We start from the raw sequence: 16,698 nt of genomic DNA, 5'->3' as shown, positions 1-16,698 counted from the left end.
TCTGATGATATCGGCAATGGCTAAGACAATATCTGATAACTGTTCTGTAGAAGCAGACTGAATGTTATAGAAATTGGTAACGTTTACGTGGGATTGTCCAAATGTTACTTGTAATCCACCATCACCCAACAACCGCTTTACTAAAGTTGCTTTGACCTCTGGACTCACATCAGAAGCAAGCTGTTCTAAGAGAGTAGATTTTTCCTGATCTTTTAATTTATGAGTTAAATTTTTAATCACATCGGTAATTATTGCACCGTCAAGTTTATTACATTCATTGAGAATTTGTTTCAAACTATCTTGACTCACCCTACTACTCTCTATTTTTCTTTATTCTTGACTTGTATGAACTTCATGATGTAAGAATATCCTAGCTTTTTCTTGCAAGAACAACCTATCAATATCGCTATTCAGTCAATGTTTACAATCTAAATGTAGCAATAATTGACGGTTTAATACGCTACACTCACCAAGAATCTATCACTAAAACTTATAGTATTTATTCAATGATACCCATACTTAATTTACAACAAGTTTTAGCGGATATTGAAGTTTTATTTGTTACTAATTATATTTAGTGATTTAACTCTGTTTAAACACAAACTTTCTGATCCGAAGAACGTAATGACAATGCCAGTGCTTGCATGATATCTGCCCTATCTTCTCTGTCTAAAAAGGGAATCATTTTCGCTATTTCACGACCTTTGAGGTATTTCACCATTTCCTGGGGGTCAACTTCGCTTTTTATCCCCAGTCTGGTCAGTGCTTCTTTCCGAATGTCATCATCTAAGCAATCTAGGATACTGAAATAAAACTCAGTCATGATGTCTTGCTGTTGTCCAGACATTAACCGTGAAATCACGGCAGCGTTGACACCTGATTTCTGTGCTATGTGTGACGCTCTTGCACCCCGTGCGATCGCTCTCTTTAGGGCAATAACTAAAATTTCTGTACGAGTCATTGATTTATTTAAAAAAAGGTGTAATATTTACTATTATCAAGATTGTGAGGCTTTGCCAACAGTACCACAGCAGTATAAGACTCAATTGAATGTCTAACTCAGAGAATTGCTTATAGATATAAGTCAATTCTAATCAAATTATTGTCATTTAGCAACAGGGGGAACTCAAATTCTAACAAAACATAAAAAAAAGCCTTAACCATAAACAGTGGCTAAGGCAAACGTTAAAAAAATAAAATTTCTTAACCTAATTATGAACCATAAACAGGGATTTTTCAACTGTCTCCAGTCCGAACTAGGAAATTGTTGGACTTTAGCATCAATAAAGCCGGATTTACTAGGCTTTTTTATCAGTGTTTTTCTCCAGTCCACCGCATTGAAAGTATTTCCTACACCGATTTCCAAACATTTAGGGTTTGACTGTAGTGATAGCTTACGTGGCGTAGCCATATTCACAAAGATTTTTCTAGCACAATTATTTAGTTTGGGTGAGGTGCAGTCATGACAATTACACCAAAGCCCATTCAGGATTATAAAGACAGCAGCATCACCGCAACGGGTCAAAATCAGGTACTCACCAACACTGAAACCAACGTTTATAAAACTCTTGAGACATTTGATATCAGGAATTTTCTAGACAATCTGACACCAACCAAGAAAAAGAATAGATATATCTGTCCAGTGTGTGAGGGACATAATCTCACCATTGAACCCAATACAGGCGAATATCAATGCTGGAATGGGTGTGAATGTAGAGATATTCGGGAAGCAATTAAACCCTGGTCACAGGTACTAGAGGAACGGAATCAAGGGAACTACAGCCCATATTCCAAAGTTACCCCTATCCGACGTAAAACCAAGAAACCACAACCAACTCCAATTCCTGACAATATCAGCATCGGCACTCTGCCGGGTTCAGTATCTCCACCTTCTAGAGAACGGAGTGGTGAATACTTCACACAAAAACATATTTACTCAGATGCTCAATATGTACTGAGATACGAACTAGAGAATGGTAAAAAACCCGAAAGCAAAGATGGTAAGTTAAAACCAAAACCCTATCACCTAACCAATGAAGGTGAATGGAAGTGCGGTAAAGGTGATTTGCCTTGGCTACCATACCGATTTAACGAGATTGAGCAATATGGTCAAGGTCAATGGGTGCTACTGGTTGAAGGAGAACCTTGTACAGATGTTGCACGAGTCATATATCAGCTATTGTCCTTTACTTTTCAGGGTGCAGCCTGGGGAGATAAAGTCCTAACTCAGAACCTGCATCTGCTGAAAAATACTGGTATAGCTGGTGTAGTGATGTGGCCAGATCATGATGACACCGGATACAGCAAGGCTAAAAAATGCAGTGAAGCTGCGGCTAAAATCGGATTGCCATTTGTTGAGATTAACCCTCTGAAAATATGGGAGGAATGCCCACAGGAAGGGGATATAGCTGATTTTGCCCGTACAGTAGCAATGACAGGTGATGAACTTATCAGTATATTGCAAAACCAAATTAAGGAAGCATCACAGAAACAAGCAGAAGCAATAGAAGAAGAATTTGATGATATTCCTCCTGGTGGAAAGAGAAAAAAAGTAACATTTTCTCAATTGGCATTAGAGGCACTCTACATGGATATACCTTGGATTTGCTCTGGTGACAAGCTTTATAAATGGGTAGGCAATCATTATCAGCTAGTACCAGAAGCTGTGGAGAGAAGACGGATAGCTGAATTTTGTAACAGCTATGTAGTGTGGGAACGTCAGGAAAATAACACCCTGATTGCCACTTATCCTTATGCAAAACCCTCCAAAATTGATGAGGCACTAAAGTGGGCAAAATCATTACTTTCAGTGTCGTTAGATAGTCTCAACCCATCGGGTTTAAATTGCTTGAATGGTATTCTGCAAATCACTTGGGATGGAGATAAACCATCATGGCAGTTATTACCCCATGATCCCAACTACTATTACACATATGCACCATTAGTAGAGTACAACCCCAATGCAGACCCAAAAGATTGTGATCGCCTACTCAGTGCCTTGGATGCGCCTCAAAGGGATATATTTTTAAAAATCATAGCAGCAAGCTTAGATTTACCAAATGTTCGTAAATACAAAGGTCGTCTAATCCGTGCATTGTTACTACGTGGTACAGGTAGTAATGGTAAAGATGCTCTTCGAGAAGCGATCGCCACAATCTATGGTAAGCAAGGCGTAACATCAGCCACTCTTACTGACTTTGCCCAATACGATGCGGGACGTAAATTTCCACTGCGTAAATTAATCCACTCGCGTATAAACTGGGCATCAGAAAACACAAATAGCACGAAGCTAGATAAAATCCAAAGCCTTAAAGCATTTATCACCGGTAATCTACTTGATTCTGAAGGCAAAGGCAAAGATGATGAGCAGTTCACACCCAATGCTATCTGCCTATTCAATATCAACGATACACCCAATATGCAAGGGTCACTTGAGGCCATTCTTTCTAGATATGGCGTTTTGGATTTTAAGAAAACCTATAAAACTAATGCAGATCCGAGCAAAGGTGAATTAGAAGCAGATCCACGTTTTGCTTATGACCCGTTATTTTTGCGGCTGATGGTATGCCCTGCCTTGTTGAATCGCCTACTCGATGCCCTTAAAGATTTGATGATTAACGGCATAGATTACAGTTGCACCCAACAAGCACTAGAAGATATCCAAGCCGAAAACTCTCACCTATTCCAGTTTATCCAGGATACAGGGTTGAATTACGACCCCAATGGCTATTTATCAGCTTCAGATATTTGGACCAGGTTAGAGCAGTGGTATTTAGATAACGGAACTCTTACCTATGAAGAGGGTAGCAACGGAAAACAAAAAGCTGTTTGGGCAGATCAAGTGAAGATGAGCGATCGCAATATTAAGGGGATTAACCAAGTAATAGCACGGTTTAAACAGCTATTCCCCAAAGCAAAATTAGCAACTGTCCCTCATCCATCTGGTAAACGTAATATCCAAGTGTTACAAGGTGTAAGCTTTAATTTGATTCTCAATAAGGAAAACTGCATAGCAATAAGCGAAAATCCCACACCAGATCCACACCAATTACCACACCAACAAACCGTTGTAAATCAAGACTTCCACACCACCCATACCAGTTTTAATAATTTGGTGGAAATAAAAAATCAAGAACATCAGGAAAATCATTTAACTTCTTCTCAACAATGTGAAACAGAATTTAGCAGAGAAGAAAAGATAGACAAAGTGGTGTGGGATGTGTGCGAGCCTTGTACAGCAAGCATTTTTGATGTGCAAAATGGTGTGGCAAGTGGTGTGGAAGACGACCTTATTGCTATGCAAAATCCCTTATTGAGAATGGAGACAGAAAATATAACCACTGCTGATTTCAATAACGTTGGTGAAGTTCCGATTCCAAAACTCCAATCAGAAAGCACAGCAGCAGAAATAATTATCCGAAATTCCCGAAATTCACAACAAGACAGCAGCATCAACAGCGATTCAGGGAGTGACTGACAATGGCTAATACTCAATTAACTACCCCCTGGGATTACCGTCAATCCTGGAATGATGGTTCATATTCCTACGATGGCCATACTATTCTTTGGGAACACCGCACTATTTCCGTCACGGACTACATCAAACAAAGATATCTCAGTCCCCTCTGGTATCTAAACCAACTTATTAAACATTGGGAATTGTTGGGAGCAATAGCATTATTCCTAAGCGATGGTACAGCAGCTTCCACAACAGAACTAAGTCAAGCCCTCAACACTGAAATATCAGTTATCAATCAAGCAGTGGAATTAGGCTTTTCAATGGGGTGGTTTGATGTCGGTAACAAAGTTAATTTGATTTTCTTAGAGGAAAAATGCGACAACTCGATTTATGCTCCGGCGTTGGTGCAGGTTTTGGGATTGCCGGACTCCGCGCAGGTTGGCAACTCATGGGAGTCTGCGACAACGAAGACTACTGTACGGACATTCTTTCTAAAAGATTCCCTGGTGTCCCCAACTACGGAGACGTGCGAGGTTTACCAGTTCAAGACATCAGAGGAATTGACGTTATTACAGCTTCAGCACCCTGTCAGCCCTTCTCAATCAACGGTAAACGACTTGGAGCAACCGACGAACGAGACTGTTTCCCCGCAGTGCTGGAAAGTATTGCCAGAATCCAGCCCAAATTCTTTTGTATCGAAAACGTTACCGGATTACTCACCTGTCCCAATTACCCAGGACAACCAACAGGGTCATATTTTAGGGGCGTGGTCACAACCATTGACAGCAGCGGGTATGATGCGGAATGGGTTTGTGTATGTTCAGGACACTTTGCAGCCCCTTTTCTTAGACAACGATTACTTTTGGTTGGAATCTCCCGGTGCATTAAGCTCAACTGGGAACGGACGACCCCCTGGACAAACCAAGCTAGAAACACAATTGAAAAAGCTGGGACTGTTGCACAAAGGCGAAGTGCTAAACCCGGTTATCCTCAGCGAGTGGTACGATATCCCGCCGAGTTGGCTAGACCCCTCGGAGTCCCGTCCGGCAACGGCACTATTAGAAAACAAAGACAGGCAGCAGGAAATCTTCTTGATCCCAGAGTTGCCGCCATCGGAGTTAATAGAGTTCAATACCTTGCAACTATCGCCGGGGTCAATAACTACTGAGAAATTCTTAGAGAAAAACTTAGATACGGAGGAAGCAGGTAAGGAAACTCTAACTACTGAGAAATTCTTAGAGGAAAACTTAGATACGGAGGAAGCAGGTAAGGAAACTCTAACTACTGAGAAATTCTTAGAGGAAAACTTAGATACGGAGGAAGCAGGTAAGGAAACTCTAACTACTGAGAAATTCTTAGAGGAAAACTTAGATACGGAGGAAGCAGGTAAGGAAACTCTAACTACTGAGAGATTCTTAGAGGAAAACTTAAATACTGAAATAACCCATGCCTGTGGTTGTTTGTACCAGTATCTTGAAAATAAGAAATTAAAGAATGGTTCAATAGTTAGTTACCCTCGTGTAGAAGGTGAACGCGATAAGCACAATTATCTACATTGGCGTTGGGGATACAATTGGAAGGAGAAAATTGATGGTCAATGGAAAAACCGCTCTTTGGGAGTTGCCACAAAAATAGTTACCGCAGTTGCAAATATGATCCACAACGGTAACAGTGTACAAAATATCAGGGAGTTTATAACACTCAGTAAAAACTCTAAGAAAACTCATAAATAATAAATTTTCTCTAAGAATTTTCTTGAGTAATTCTACAACAAGAACCTAGTAAATTTAGTAACTATGATTTCTTAATTTTGTGATGCGTATTAAATAATATAAAATGATTAAAGCAAATAATTTTTAGATGTGGGATTAATTATCCTCAACTAAACTACTAAGAAATTCTTAGAGAAAAACTTAAATACTGAGAAAATCCCTGTCTATTGTTGTTGCCCATAAAAAAACTTCCAAGCAAATACCTGGAAGTTCTGAATCTTAAACATTTACTGTTTGCTTTACTGGCATCTGTCGTTCTGGCATTGGTTGAAGTGCTGCATTAATAGGTACATACTTACAATAACAAATCACAATCATATCAAATCCCATACCGGAAATATCAGGAGTATAGGTTTCAACACTGGTTACTTCCCAATCACTTAAACGATGATGGGTTTTGGCTTCTGGGTATTCGGCATCAACAAACTGCTCAACTTTAATAAATTCCGGGGGACGATAACCAACTTCGGGTAGTGGTGTATCTGAACAATCATAGTGTTCACCTAGAGTTTTGGTTAAAGAACCCGTGTGAGCATATTTTCTGTCTTGCCAACCTGGTTGACGTTTATCAGCACGAAACACAATCCATCTACGCATCATCACAACATTCCTCATGTGATTTATTTTGCTCCTGGGGTTTTGGTATATTCTCTTTTATTCAACTTTCTTGTTAGGATTATTTTTGATTGTTTCAGCGATCGCCTCCCATATATCTTTGATTTCATCTTTACTATTGAGATTAAATTGATAGACAGTGTTCGCGTGGACTTGAGAATTTCCCATTGTTACAGAGCAACCATTATCGTCTTTGATAGGAAATAATTTTTTTACCAACTTAGCTTTTTCATCTATCGTCAAATGTTCAGTAGCAATTTCCAAAAATGCTAACTTTTCTTCACCACTTAACTTATCGTAATGATCTCTGTCCATTGGGATTCCCTGGTAATAACTCATATAATTATCCTATATTTTATTGAAAATATCAATAAATTTAAAAGTAGTTATGTAAAGGAGTGGATTTAATTGATAGAGATTATTTATGGTCGTGCTACACCATAACAAATAGAGCAAATTCTACAGGAATTAAAGTTTTATAGAAGTTTTGGGATGACTAACTTAATTACTTTACAAACAATATTTATTAAAGATGATGTTTCTATCAGGTTAAATAAGTTAGACAATCACTTAAAACAAATTCAGTGTTTATTACTGGATTCTAATAATAATGATGTTGTCAAAAGTTTAATTACAGAAACTATGTATTTTATTGAATGGATAGCCCCAGATATAGAATTTGACTATGCCTTTGAATTGGCTAATTTAGGACGGTTTCTGACCCGTTGGTTATTTAGATGGGAGCAAATCTGGAACGACACAGAAGCCAGAAATCAGGTTAATCAAGAACTTGGCAGTTGGAATGACTTTGTTTTGCAAATGTCACAATTATTTGCTGCATAACCACATTATGTCTAGTGTTATGAAATTTTCGCCATTTAATAAATCCCATTTTGCAACACGCTCTAGCAAGGGTTTCAAGAAGTGAATTTAAAGGTGGTGAAAACTTCGTGACAGTAACTACATTTCATTAACGCACTATACAATGATTCTTCAATATGTATCTCAGTAATATTTGCATATTTTCTTTGAGGGAATTTTCATTATTCAAGGTCGTGTGGCTGTGTGAGTCAGCAAGCTTGGCAATTCTCCCATCTATAGATTCAAAAAACTCTGATTCCATATCTGAAACAATTATGTTCCGACTTTTAAGCCGCCGTTCTCTTGTCTCCTTCGAGCAAGTAACATGAATAGTTAGATTAGGTATAACTAACAGCTTCAATATGTCCTCGAAAGGAAAATTAATGCCATGCGATTCTAGTATCTCCCCTTGATAACTAGCGAAGCTAAAGTAATATCTATCGACGACAATAATTTTATCTGTATGTAATTCGGGTTTTATGAGTGCTTCATATTTATATGTTAACAAACCAGCAAGAACCATGGTTTGGGAAACAGGAGTCTTTACAGAAGAATTCAAATCAATATAAGGACTAGTCAACACTAGCTTATTTAGATAGCCATCAATATAAGAATCTGGAAATTCTTCGCAATATATTACTTCATATCCTAACGCGATTAGTTCCTTTGTGACTAACGTAGATAGAGTAGTCTTCCCTGAAGCATCCGCTCCTTCAAACGAGACAATAAAAGCCATTACGATTTATTGTAGTCTAAGTACCCTAGCACTTGGGTGAGCAAGATATCATCAATTTCCTTGATGTTCGGTAATTTTTCAGGAGCTATCCACATAAAATCCTGATGTTCTGCCGATAATGATACGGTGTAACAATGAACTGATGTAATGAAATTCATTTGTCTTGCCAGTCCTCTCTTTGTGGTATAATCGAAACTGTTTACAAAGTCTCCTATGTGAGTTACCTCTAAGCCAGTTTCTTCTCTTACTTCACGAACAAGAGCCTCGGCTAACGTCTCTCCTTTTTCAACACCTCCGCTCGGTAATTCATACAGCCCGCCTATAAATTCATCTTTATCTCGCTGGAGAAGCAATAGCTCATTATTACTGTTTAGTATAAACGCGCCAACAACTAGCTGATTTACACGATCATTCTTTGCCTTTTCTAATAATTCAATGCTATCGATCTTCATGTGATTTCCCCTATATTGTTAGCAACTTTGCGGAGGGCATTCATATAAGCTCTAGCGTACTTCATTCTGTCTTCCCCGTAAAACGTCGGTAGCTTGAACAAATGGTTATGGAACGCCTTAGCATTTCTATAATTAGTAGAGTTTAGAAATTGTATTTGTTCTAACTGCGTTTCCGAATATGGATACGCGATTAACCCGGGCTGAGTAAATATTTTATGCTCTGTTAGTGGACAAGTGCTTCCTGGTATATCTGCGTCAATTGCTCCTTCTTTTATTAGTGCATTAACAAACTTTTCTTTGGTGACACCACCAAAATAGGATGGGTCGTAAAGAACAGGGAATGCGTACCAAGCAGGCTTGGAATTTCGGGGAATACTGGGCAATCTGAGTCCCTCTATTTTTCTGACCTCGTTGCTCATATATTCAGCAGTCTCTCTACGATGACGCAGTTGGGTATCGAAGTTGGATAACTGGTTAAATAGTACGGCACCGCCTAACACATGCATCCTCATATTAAACCCCGTTCCCGTGCGCCTGAAGTCTAATAATTCTTCTGTGGTGACATCTTCCCTTGCCCTAATATTAAAATGACCAAGTAACACGGCCTGCTCAAAAAAGAACTTATGTTTCGTTGCATAAAGCCCACCCTCACCACTCGTTAATATCTTCTTCCCTTGAAAGCTCCACGCTGCACCATCAGAAAAGCTTCCCAGAACTTTGTTGTCAAAGCTAGCCCCATGAGCATGACTAACATCTTCAAGCACTAAGATGTCATGTTCACTAGCAATCTCTATAATGTCAGAAATTTCGCATGGTATTCCCCACATATGCGTCATAACTACAGCTTTTGCATCATAATCTATCTCTTTTAATCGATTAGCAAAAGCGTGTGGGCAGAGATTTCCATTCTCCAAGCTATCGACTAGAATCGGAATGGCTCCAATTCTGAGCAAAGGCGTACCCGTTGCAAAAAATGTATATGCAGGGACAAGAACTTTATCGCCAGGTCTTATGCCTGATGCTATATACATCGAATAAAGTGCGTTTGTACCGCTATTCACCGTTAGTGCATACTTCAAGCTCCACATTTTTTTTAGAGCGTTCTCAATTGCTTCATAAATTCCTTCATTTCCATATAAGGAAATGGTTTTATCCAATTGTGCTAGTACAGCATCTTGAGTATCGCTATCTATACGTGGATGCTTAAAAAGTCTATATTGCTTTTCAATTTCAGGTTTTCCACCATTTATTGCCAACACACTCATGCTTCAGTCCTCAAATTTTTATTAACGAATTGCGTTTACTGGATTCATAACAAGCCTGGATTATTTTCAAGTGATTATTCAGATGATATTCGGGAGCGCTGAACTTGTGAACAGTTTTTTCATCTATCACATCTATAAAGTAGTTAAGCTGCCTAACCATTGCGCTCCTCCAACCTTCTGTTCTTTCTATTTCCTCTAATACGGTGTATTTGCTATCAACCCATTTCACTGATGATTTTCCAAGAATTACCGACCCCCGCTCACCAAGAAATTCAATAAATTCTCCTTTTTCCGAAGAAACACAACTCACAAATAAACTACCTGAGATTTCATTCCCTATTGTAAACTCCACTGTAGCCGTATCTTCTGTGTCATAGTCAGCATTATTTCTTTTTGAGGTTTTACAATATACGGAATCCAAAGGGTCGATATACCACATAATCAAGTCAATAAGGTGGTATCCCATATCCAATAGTACACCGCCTCCCGCCGATTCCATACTACCTCTCCAGCCGACATTCGGTCGCTGACCAGAAATTTTATAAGATGCTGTAATATGATGTATGCGTCCAATTGCACCAATCATCGCTCGTCCTGCCGAAAAAATGGGATCGAAACGGCGCTGTGATGTTGTCATTAGCTTAATATTGGAACCATTGATAGTTTGATGGATTTGCTTTCCCTCATCGAGCGTTCGAGCAAATGGTTTTTCTTTTAGGATGTGAATTCCCATTTGTGCAGATATCTCAATAACTTGCACATATTGTTCATGAGGCAGCGCAGCAATGATTAGATCAGGCCGATTAGTTGATTTAATTAAGTCATGAAAACAAGTATAGCACTCAACATCTTTGTGAATTTTAGCAAAGTTATTTAGGGTACTTACGTCTGTATCGCAAGCCGCTATCAACTCAACCATATTGGACGCAAGCACCGCGGGAAGATGTTGTTCAATATTTTGCTTGCCCAAACCTACAAGCGCGATTTTTTTAACTACCATTTGCAATATCATCCCCAGATGGATCTATGATGTAGATATTTGGAAGGGTTCGATAACGACTTTTATAATCCAACCCATACCCAACAACAAACTCTTCTGACATTTCAAAACCAATGTGGTCTAACTTGTAATCACATAATGCCTTTGCTGGCTTGTGAAGTAGTGAGATAGAAATGGAATACTTGGACGAATACAAATTTGGATTCCACCTTTAATCATTTCGGACTCTTTATCAGAAATTTCTTCAATTAGTGTTTCTTCCTTGTTTTCTTTCATTGGGTTATACTCAACGATTACCAATCACCATATAAGAGAGTAAATAATTATTATTATTATTATTATTATTTATTCAGCCTTGCCGGTGATTTCATTACATTTTAAACATATTATTATTTATAATCTATAGCTAAAAATGATAATCTTAATTCCTAGTATTGATAGGATAATTGCATGGTTATGCAAAATACATGATGAGAATTAATAGAAAAATAAATGTCTCTTCCATACTTATTATGCTAAACTATTAATTAAATATCAAAAAAACGGTTGAAAAATAATAGCAAAAGCCTAAAATCAACTAAAAATCTCTAAAATACTAATAAATAATACCTGTATTTATTATATGGCAAGGGCTTAATGGTTTTTGTAAACTAGATTTAGCATACTATGTACGGAAGATCCAAATAGAGGTCTAACCGGGATAAAGGTAAAATGGGACACGATGTAAATAAATATTGCAGAAACCAATTTAGTGATTTACTAACCTGCCCAAAAATGGTAGAAAGACATTCAATTTTTTGCACACTAAAATGGTTCTACCGCTTCCTTTATGATTTTCCCGGAAAAATATGGCGTAAATCCTTATCATGATTAGGTTTGAGGCTTTAATATTCCTCAAAAATAGCGATCGCTTATTAATTTAGATCAAACCCATGTACAACAACGTTTTTAGACACCTAAAAGGGATGTTTGATCATGAGGGGAACGGTAGAACCACTAAAATTAACTCTTTACGCGATTCAATCTCTCAAACTTGCCCATAAATAACCCTTGTTGGGGATGTTTTTATTTGAATAATCAAGTTCAGATGGAAGCTGAAACAACGGTAAATCAAGAGTTTTGAAAATCAAGGTTACAAAACTTTACATCATATCCCAAATTGCTAGTATCCCGGCTGTACCCCTTTCACAGGTGGAATATTAGTTCACAATATCATGCTCCACAACTTAAGCCTTTGTAATCTACGTTCCAAATCCGAGCTAGTCCCTTAGCAGTTAGTTCCGCTCTAAATAAATCTTTGGCTTGACAAGCATCAGCAATCATTTTGATATAATCACGCCCAATCTCACTCTCACTTCTTTGTTTTTGAATATTTACTAATTGACGATTAGTTTCGGCATTTGTTTTATCGGGTGAGCTAAAGGAATGAATGAAACCAAAAACTCCTTCAATTTGATTACCGCCTATATCATTAATGTTATTAGTAGGAATGGTACGCATAATTCCAAAAACGCAAGTACCGAAGCAGGTTGGAGGGTTTAGCGATCCTGCATTAGAGTTGACATTTGCATAATTATTTGAGCCTGTTTGTAGTAGTGTGGTGGGAGTAACTGTGACTGATCCAGGGTTTTGTACGGCAGGAGAGGTAACAGAAGCTTGCTCTGTTGTAGACGTTGTAGACTGCGTTGTATCTCCTCCTCCTGATAATGCTTTATCTATAGTTATCGAGAAATACAAAAAGCTTGTTAGTACAGCAAATAAAATTCGATTTATTGATCTGTTTTTATTATTGATGAGTGTTGACATAATTGTTTCTAGTGATTTCAATTTATAAAAAGAAGTGGAGATCGCTATCTATAGAAAAAATGCGATAGCGAAGCTCCGTAGGAATTGCCAGTTTCCAAAGTAAGAGTTATCCAACTAATCAAGAAAACACTTATGGATCATCTGCCGCAGAAGCAACTTCTGTTTACTAATTCCACATTTGACCATTTTTGACAAAATCGCTACTATCACGATTGAATTGGTTAATAGTCTCAACAAGCGCATCAGGCGTTAACTCTGTAGTCACTGCACGAACCCGAAAATCTTCACCTGTAAAATTCTGCCATAAGCGAGTTGCATAGTCTAAACAGTTACAGCCACCCTGAATACCCATGATCGGGACATAACTGCTGCAACCTGCATTATTGTATCCACCTCGCTTAATCCAATCAGCGCGACTAGGACTAATTTTCAGTTTCCGAACTGCCTGACCTCTAGGACTGAGAGATTCGCCTCTTAAATACTTATCTGTTAAAGAAAAATCACTACTGTTATTAATAGCTAAAGAAGGCTTTGAATTCCAGAAACCATAGGTTGTATCAGCTTTCCAGCCTCCTTTATCAAAAACAGCTTGTTCTCTTTGAAAAACACCATTACGAAAAGTTTTAACAAGTGTATAATCTTGCCTGATAATAGCAATCCACGCATGACCTACATCATTTAAAGCTGGGATCTGATTTTCTCGCTTCCTGGCAACAATATATAGTTCGTATTGAGATAAGGAAACTCTTTGTTCAGTCCAGTTATCCGCAGGAGGAGGTGGTGGAGTCGCTGCACCATTCCTAAACCGTTGATTGGGATTGTTGCGATCGCATTGCCATACATGGATTTTACCGCCATTGTCACGGGTGGGGCTGTCTACACAGAGATTTGTGCCTGTACGTTGAATCTGAGAGAGGCCATTACCCAACGAGATGATGTTGAAATTCTGGTCAGGATCATTAGCGTCGCAAGACCAAGTATTAAGTACACCGCCATTTGTCAGATAATGTGAATTTACACACTTGCCAGTAGAACCATGTCGAAGGAGAGTACCACCACGATTACCAGGGATACGATCAAATTGTTGATCGCGGTCATTAGAATTGAAATCCCAAAGCGACATAACAGGATTTCCATCTACTCTACGAAAATTGTTGTTGGTATTGAGAGCCTTATTGCTACCATCAACGACAAAGTTTTCGGCTAAAGCGGCAGCACCACCAATAAAGGTAGTAACTATTGTAGTGCCTGCTAATAATGCAATAAGGTTAAACTTGTTCATGATTTCTTTCTTACTTTTGTTTAATCAACTCTTACTGAAAAAGCTCAAACTACCCCAAGCATAAGCAAATCCAACAATGGTTATAATTGTGAAATCTGCGAATGCGTTACAATAGTTTTATTGAATATAAAAATAACTTTTTTACACAAAAAATACACTGTATATCTAGACAAAAAAGATTATCAATTCGGTATATAAGAATTGCATAAATATGAAAATGAGCCTACATACATGAGAATTTATTAATTGCTTCTCTACAGCAATACCTTCTCCTTCACAAAATATATTATGATTCTACTGCTCCCTTTATAATTTCGTAGACAAAATATGCCTAAAATCCTTACTCAGATTAGATTTGAGGTTTTAGTATTCTCAAAAATAGGCATCGCCTATTAATTTAGATTAAATCCATGTACAGCAATAGTTATAGACACCTCAAAAGGATGAACACAAGGGAGAGCGGTAGAACCTCAATAGGGTTTGAGAATTTTAGCTAAGATATTGTATGGGTGAGTTATAATTACGATTTATCTGTCCGAAAATTATTATTTTCTATTGATAGCGATCGCCCACTTATTTGCTAAAATTAAAATAGCTGTAATTGCAGTCTTATCGGGCATCAAAAAGGCTGGTAGCGCAATAAAAATGAAACCCCATTCTCTTGCAATGAGTCGCCCTGTTTATTGACTTGAATAAGGGGAATACCATAATCTAAACGTAAGTCCCAACCAGAACCTATTTGCCAACGTCCACCTAGTCCTAAGCTGGCGATTGTAGCTGGACTAGGATCTGGGTTTTGATTATTCCAAGCCCTACCTATTTCAAAAAATGGTGCTAATTCCAATATATTGGGGTTTTTAGTCAGGGGAATACGCAATTCCAACGAACTGATAATACCATTATCTGCAACTAGTTGATTTTGAGCGTAGCCTCTGACTGTATTCACTCCACCAATACTAAATCTTTCTAGGGGTAGTAAGGAATCTGGGGTGATTTGACCATCAATTCTTGCTACTAATACTGTTCTTGGTGACAAACGCTGCACCCATTGAAACTGTCCCAGCCAAGAAAAGAATCGTCCATCAGTTCCCGTATTGTTAATAGTTGCATCAAAGGCATCTATGCCAAAACTAAACTGGGAACGGGCAGCTAAAATTCTTTTCAGTCCTCTGTCTACCCAATCTTGAGAAAATCGAATCACTGCAACTTTAGATTCACCATTTTCTGGACCAATAGAGAAGGAAAAGGGAATATCGTTGAGTAAGAAACTTTGGCTACGACGTACATCCAAGGCTACACCCAAAGCCAACTCACTTTCCGGTGCTTTGAATACTGGTTGACGAACGCTAAAAGAAACGGTTTGGGTTTCACTTCTAATCCCTAAATCTCGAAATTTATCTTGGATAATATGACTGTTACTGTTGTTATAACGCAAACTCAAAGTGCCATCACGGGCATTTATAGGAATAGTATAGTTGAGGTCGTAGTTATCAAGTCCTTCCGTGAAACCGTATTGACCACTGAAGCGATCGCCAAAACCTAATAAATTATTATGGACAACAAGTAAATTGGTTTCCAGAGAACCGATGCTGGGAGATTGGTTATTAGCTGTTGAAACTACCGTATGAAAAGCTGGTGCTTCCTTGATTTTTACATCTAAAATATTGCTACCTGGACGACTACCAGCAATCAACTCAGCTTCAATTTTCTCTATTAAAGGATCTAGTTGTAAAAGTTGTAGTGCTTTTTTTAGTCGCCGTTGATTTAATGGTGTTTCAGTTGCCAGTTCTAATCGGCTACGCACATATACTTCCTGGAGACGATTTAACCCACTAATTTTAATCGGCTTTGGCTTTTCCAATTCTCCTTCCACTACTTGTATTTTTACAATCTGATGACTAATATCTTCCGAATCTTGTACACGCAAAAATGCTCCAGAGGTGATGTATTCTTCCTTAATGTAAAGTTGAGTAATTTTAGAGCGCAGTTGAAATAAATTCTCAAGAGTAGGTTTATTGCTATTGACAATGGGAAAAATTAAACAATTGTCTTTGTCTGTGGTAACAGGGGTTTTTTGAGTATCTAAAACCTCTCTAACGATGTCAATAATCTTGTCTGCTAAAGCAGTACTTCCACAGACTGCCAATCTTTTTATAGGTAAAGGTTCTTGAGTTGAGGGAACAATCTCAGAGGGTTGAGTAACAGGAGGTATTGATAGATTAGGTTGGGTTGTTGATGGTGAAGATTCTAACTGGCGAGAAGGAGGGGAATCAGATTGATTAGGAAGGGTTTGTTGAATAGTATCTTGAGTATTACTAGGAAGATTCACACCTCCAGGAGGTACGGATTGAGCCAGTACACTCAGAGTAAAAGTGGCTAGGATAGCAAGGCTAGAACCTGGAATTATTACCCATCTCATTAAACACACTGAAAAAACCTCCTATTGAATA

17 protein-coding genes are annotated in these 16,698 nt (G+C 38.2%); 5 read left to right on the top strand and 12 right to left on the bottom strand.

Annotated elements, in window-relative coordinates:
• Both FJR09_RS23840 and FJR09_RS23835 read right to left on the bottom strand, forming a co-directional pair.
• The coding region (locus tag FJR09_RS23840; RefSeq protein ID WP_168654213.1) for a hypothetical protein at positions 1 to 309 on the bottom strand (309 nt) is incomplete at its 3' end.
• Between the two features lie 283 nt (positions 310 to 592).
• Positions 593 to 961 carry a hypothetical protein gene (locus FJR09_RS23835; protein WP_168652777.1) on the bottom strand — a complete coding sequence of 123 codons (369 nt, stop codon included), beginning with the start codon at positions 959 to 961 and terminating at the stop codon, positions 593 to 595.
• A 253-nt stretch (positions 962 to 1,214) separates the two neighbouring features.
• Between FJR09_RS23835 and FJR09_RS23830 the strand changes: the two genes are divergently transcribed.
• The 4 genes from FJR09_RS23830 to FJR09_RS26315 all read left to right on the top strand — a co-directional run bounded on the left by FJR09_RS23830 (position 1,215) and on the right by FJR09_RS26315 (position 6,192).
• Positions 1,215 to 1,466, top strand: a complete 252-nt coding sequence (locus FJR09_RS23830) for a hypothetical protein (RefSeq protein ID WP_168652778.1) — start codon at positions 1,215 to 1,217, stop codon at positions 1,464 to 1,466.
• Positions 1,463 to 4,477 (top strand): DUF5906 domain-containing protein, encoded by a 3,015-nt coding sequence (locus FJR09_RS23825; RefSeq protein WP_168652779.1) that lies wholly within the window; start codon positions 1,463 to 1,465, stop codon positions 4,475 to 4,477. Before FJR09_RS23830 ends, FJR09_RS23825 begins: the two co-directional genes overlap by 4 nt.
• Positions 4,478 to 4,832: 355 nt before the next feature.
• A complete protein-coding gene (locus FJR09_RS26320) occupies positions 4,833 to 5,627 on the top strand; it encodes a DNA (cytosine-5-)-methyltransferase (protein WP_168654212.1) in 795 nt (264 codons plus the stop codon).
• Positions 5,596 to 6,192, top strand: a complete 597-nt coding sequence (locus FJR09_RS26315; RefSeq protein WP_371725676.1) for a hypothetical protein — start codon at positions 5,596 to 5,598, stop codon at positions 6,190 to 6,192. The genes FJR09_RS26320 and FJR09_RS26315 overlap by 32 nt, the downstream gene beginning before the upstream one ends.
• A gap of 258 nt (positions 6,193 to 6,450) precedes the next feature.
• On the opposite strand, the gene FJR09_RS23810 is transcribed toward FJR09_RS26315, so the two are convergent.
• Complete coding sequence (locus FJR09_RS23810; protein ID WP_246863118.1) at positions 6,451 to 6,831, bottom strand: hypothetical protein; 381 nt, start codon at positions 6,829 to 6,831, stop codon at positions 6,451 to 6,453.
• 54 nt (positions 6,832 to 6,885) lie between these two features.
• Positions 6,886 to 7,185 carry a hypothetical protein gene (locus FJR09_RS23805; RefSeq protein WP_254433204.1) on the bottom strand — a complete coding sequence of 100 codons (300 nt, stop codon included), beginning with the start codon at positions 7,183 to 7,185 and terminating at the stop codon, positions 6,886 to 6,888.
• Between the two features lie 153 nt (positions 7,186 to 7,338).
• On the opposite strand from FJR09_RS23805, the gene FJR09_RS23800 reads away from it, so the two are divergent.
• Complete coding sequence (locus FJR09_RS23800) at positions 7,339 to 7,689, top strand: hypothetical protein (RefSeq protein WP_168652576.1); 351 nt, start codon at positions 7,339 to 7,341, stop codon at positions 7,687 to 7,689.
• 127 nt (positions 7,690 to 7,816) lie between these two features.
• Here FJR09_RS23800 and FJR09_RS23795 read toward each other — a convergent pair whose 3' ends face one another.
• From FJR09_RS23795 to FJR09_RS23765, 8 genes are all read right to left on the bottom strand, one after another.
• Positions 7,817 to 8,443 (bottom strand): deoxynucleoside kinase, encoded by a 627-nt coding sequence (locus FJR09_RS23795; RefSeq protein ID WP_168652575.1) that lies wholly within the window; start codon positions 8,441 to 8,443, stop codon positions 7,817 to 7,819.
• Positions 8,443 to 8,895 carry an NUDIX domain-containing protein gene (locus FJR09_RS23790; RefSeq protein ID WP_168652574.1) on the bottom strand — a complete coding sequence of 151 codons (453 nt, stop codon included), beginning with the start codon at positions 8,893 to 8,895 and terminating at the stop codon, positions 8,443 to 8,445. The genes FJR09_RS23795 and FJR09_RS23790 overlap by 1 nt, the downstream gene beginning before the upstream one ends.
• Positions 8,892 to 10,160, bottom strand: coding sequence for an aminotransferase class I/II-fold pyridoxal phosphate-dependent enzyme (locus FJR09_RS23785; protein ID WP_168652573.1), 1,269 nt, complete (start codon positions 10,158 to 10,160; stop codon positions 8,892 to 8,894). Before FJR09_RS23785 ends, FJR09_RS23790 begins: the two co-directional genes overlap by 4 nt.
• A gap of 10 nt (positions 10,161 to 10,170) precedes the next feature.
• Positions 10,171 to 11,160 (bottom strand): Gfo/Idh/MocA family protein, encoded by a 990-nt coding sequence (locus FJR09_RS23780; RefSeq protein ID WP_168652572.1) that lies wholly within the window; start codon positions 11,158 to 11,160, stop codon positions 10,171 to 10,173.
• Positions 11,161 to 11,280: 120 nt separating this feature from the next.
• Positions 11,281 to 11,436, bottom strand: coding sequence for a hypothetical protein (locus tag FJR09_RS24860; protein WP_217361140.1), 156 nt, complete (start codon positions 11,434 to 11,436; stop codon positions 11,281 to 11,283).
• A 936-nt stretch (positions 11,437 to 12,372) separates the two neighbouring features.
• Positions 12,373 to 12,966, bottom strand: a complete 594-nt coding sequence (locus tag FJR09_RS23775) for a hypothetical protein (RefSeq protein ID WP_168652571.1) — start codon at positions 12,964 to 12,966, stop codon at positions 12,373 to 12,375.
• Between the two features lie 166 nt (positions 12,967 to 13,132).
• Positions 13,133 to 14,248, bottom strand: coding sequence for an RICIN domain-containing protein (locus FJR09_RS23770; RefSeq protein WP_168652570.1), 1,116 nt, complete (start codon positions 14,246 to 14,248; stop codon positions 13,133 to 13,135).
• Between the two features lie 619 nt (positions 14,249 to 14,867).
• Positions 14,868 to 16,667 (bottom strand): ShlB/FhaC/HecB family hemolysin secretion/activation protein, encoded by a 1,800-nt coding sequence (locus FJR09_RS23765; protein ID WP_168652569.1) that lies wholly within the window; start codon positions 16,665 to 16,667, stop codon positions 14,868 to 14,870.
• Between the last annotated feature and the right edge of the window lie 31 nt (positions 16,668 to 16,698).

The sequence above is a fragment of the Dolichospermum sp. UHCC 0406 genome, assembly GCF_009712025.1.
In the GTDB taxonomy this organism is placed as follows: Bacteria; Cyanobacteriota; Cyanobacteriia; order Cyanobacteriales; family Nostocaceae; genus Dolichospermum; species Dolichospermum lemmermannii.
The sequence above is the reverse complement of the archived record's forward strand: the minus strand, read 5'-3'. Positions and strand labels throughout refer to the sequence as shown.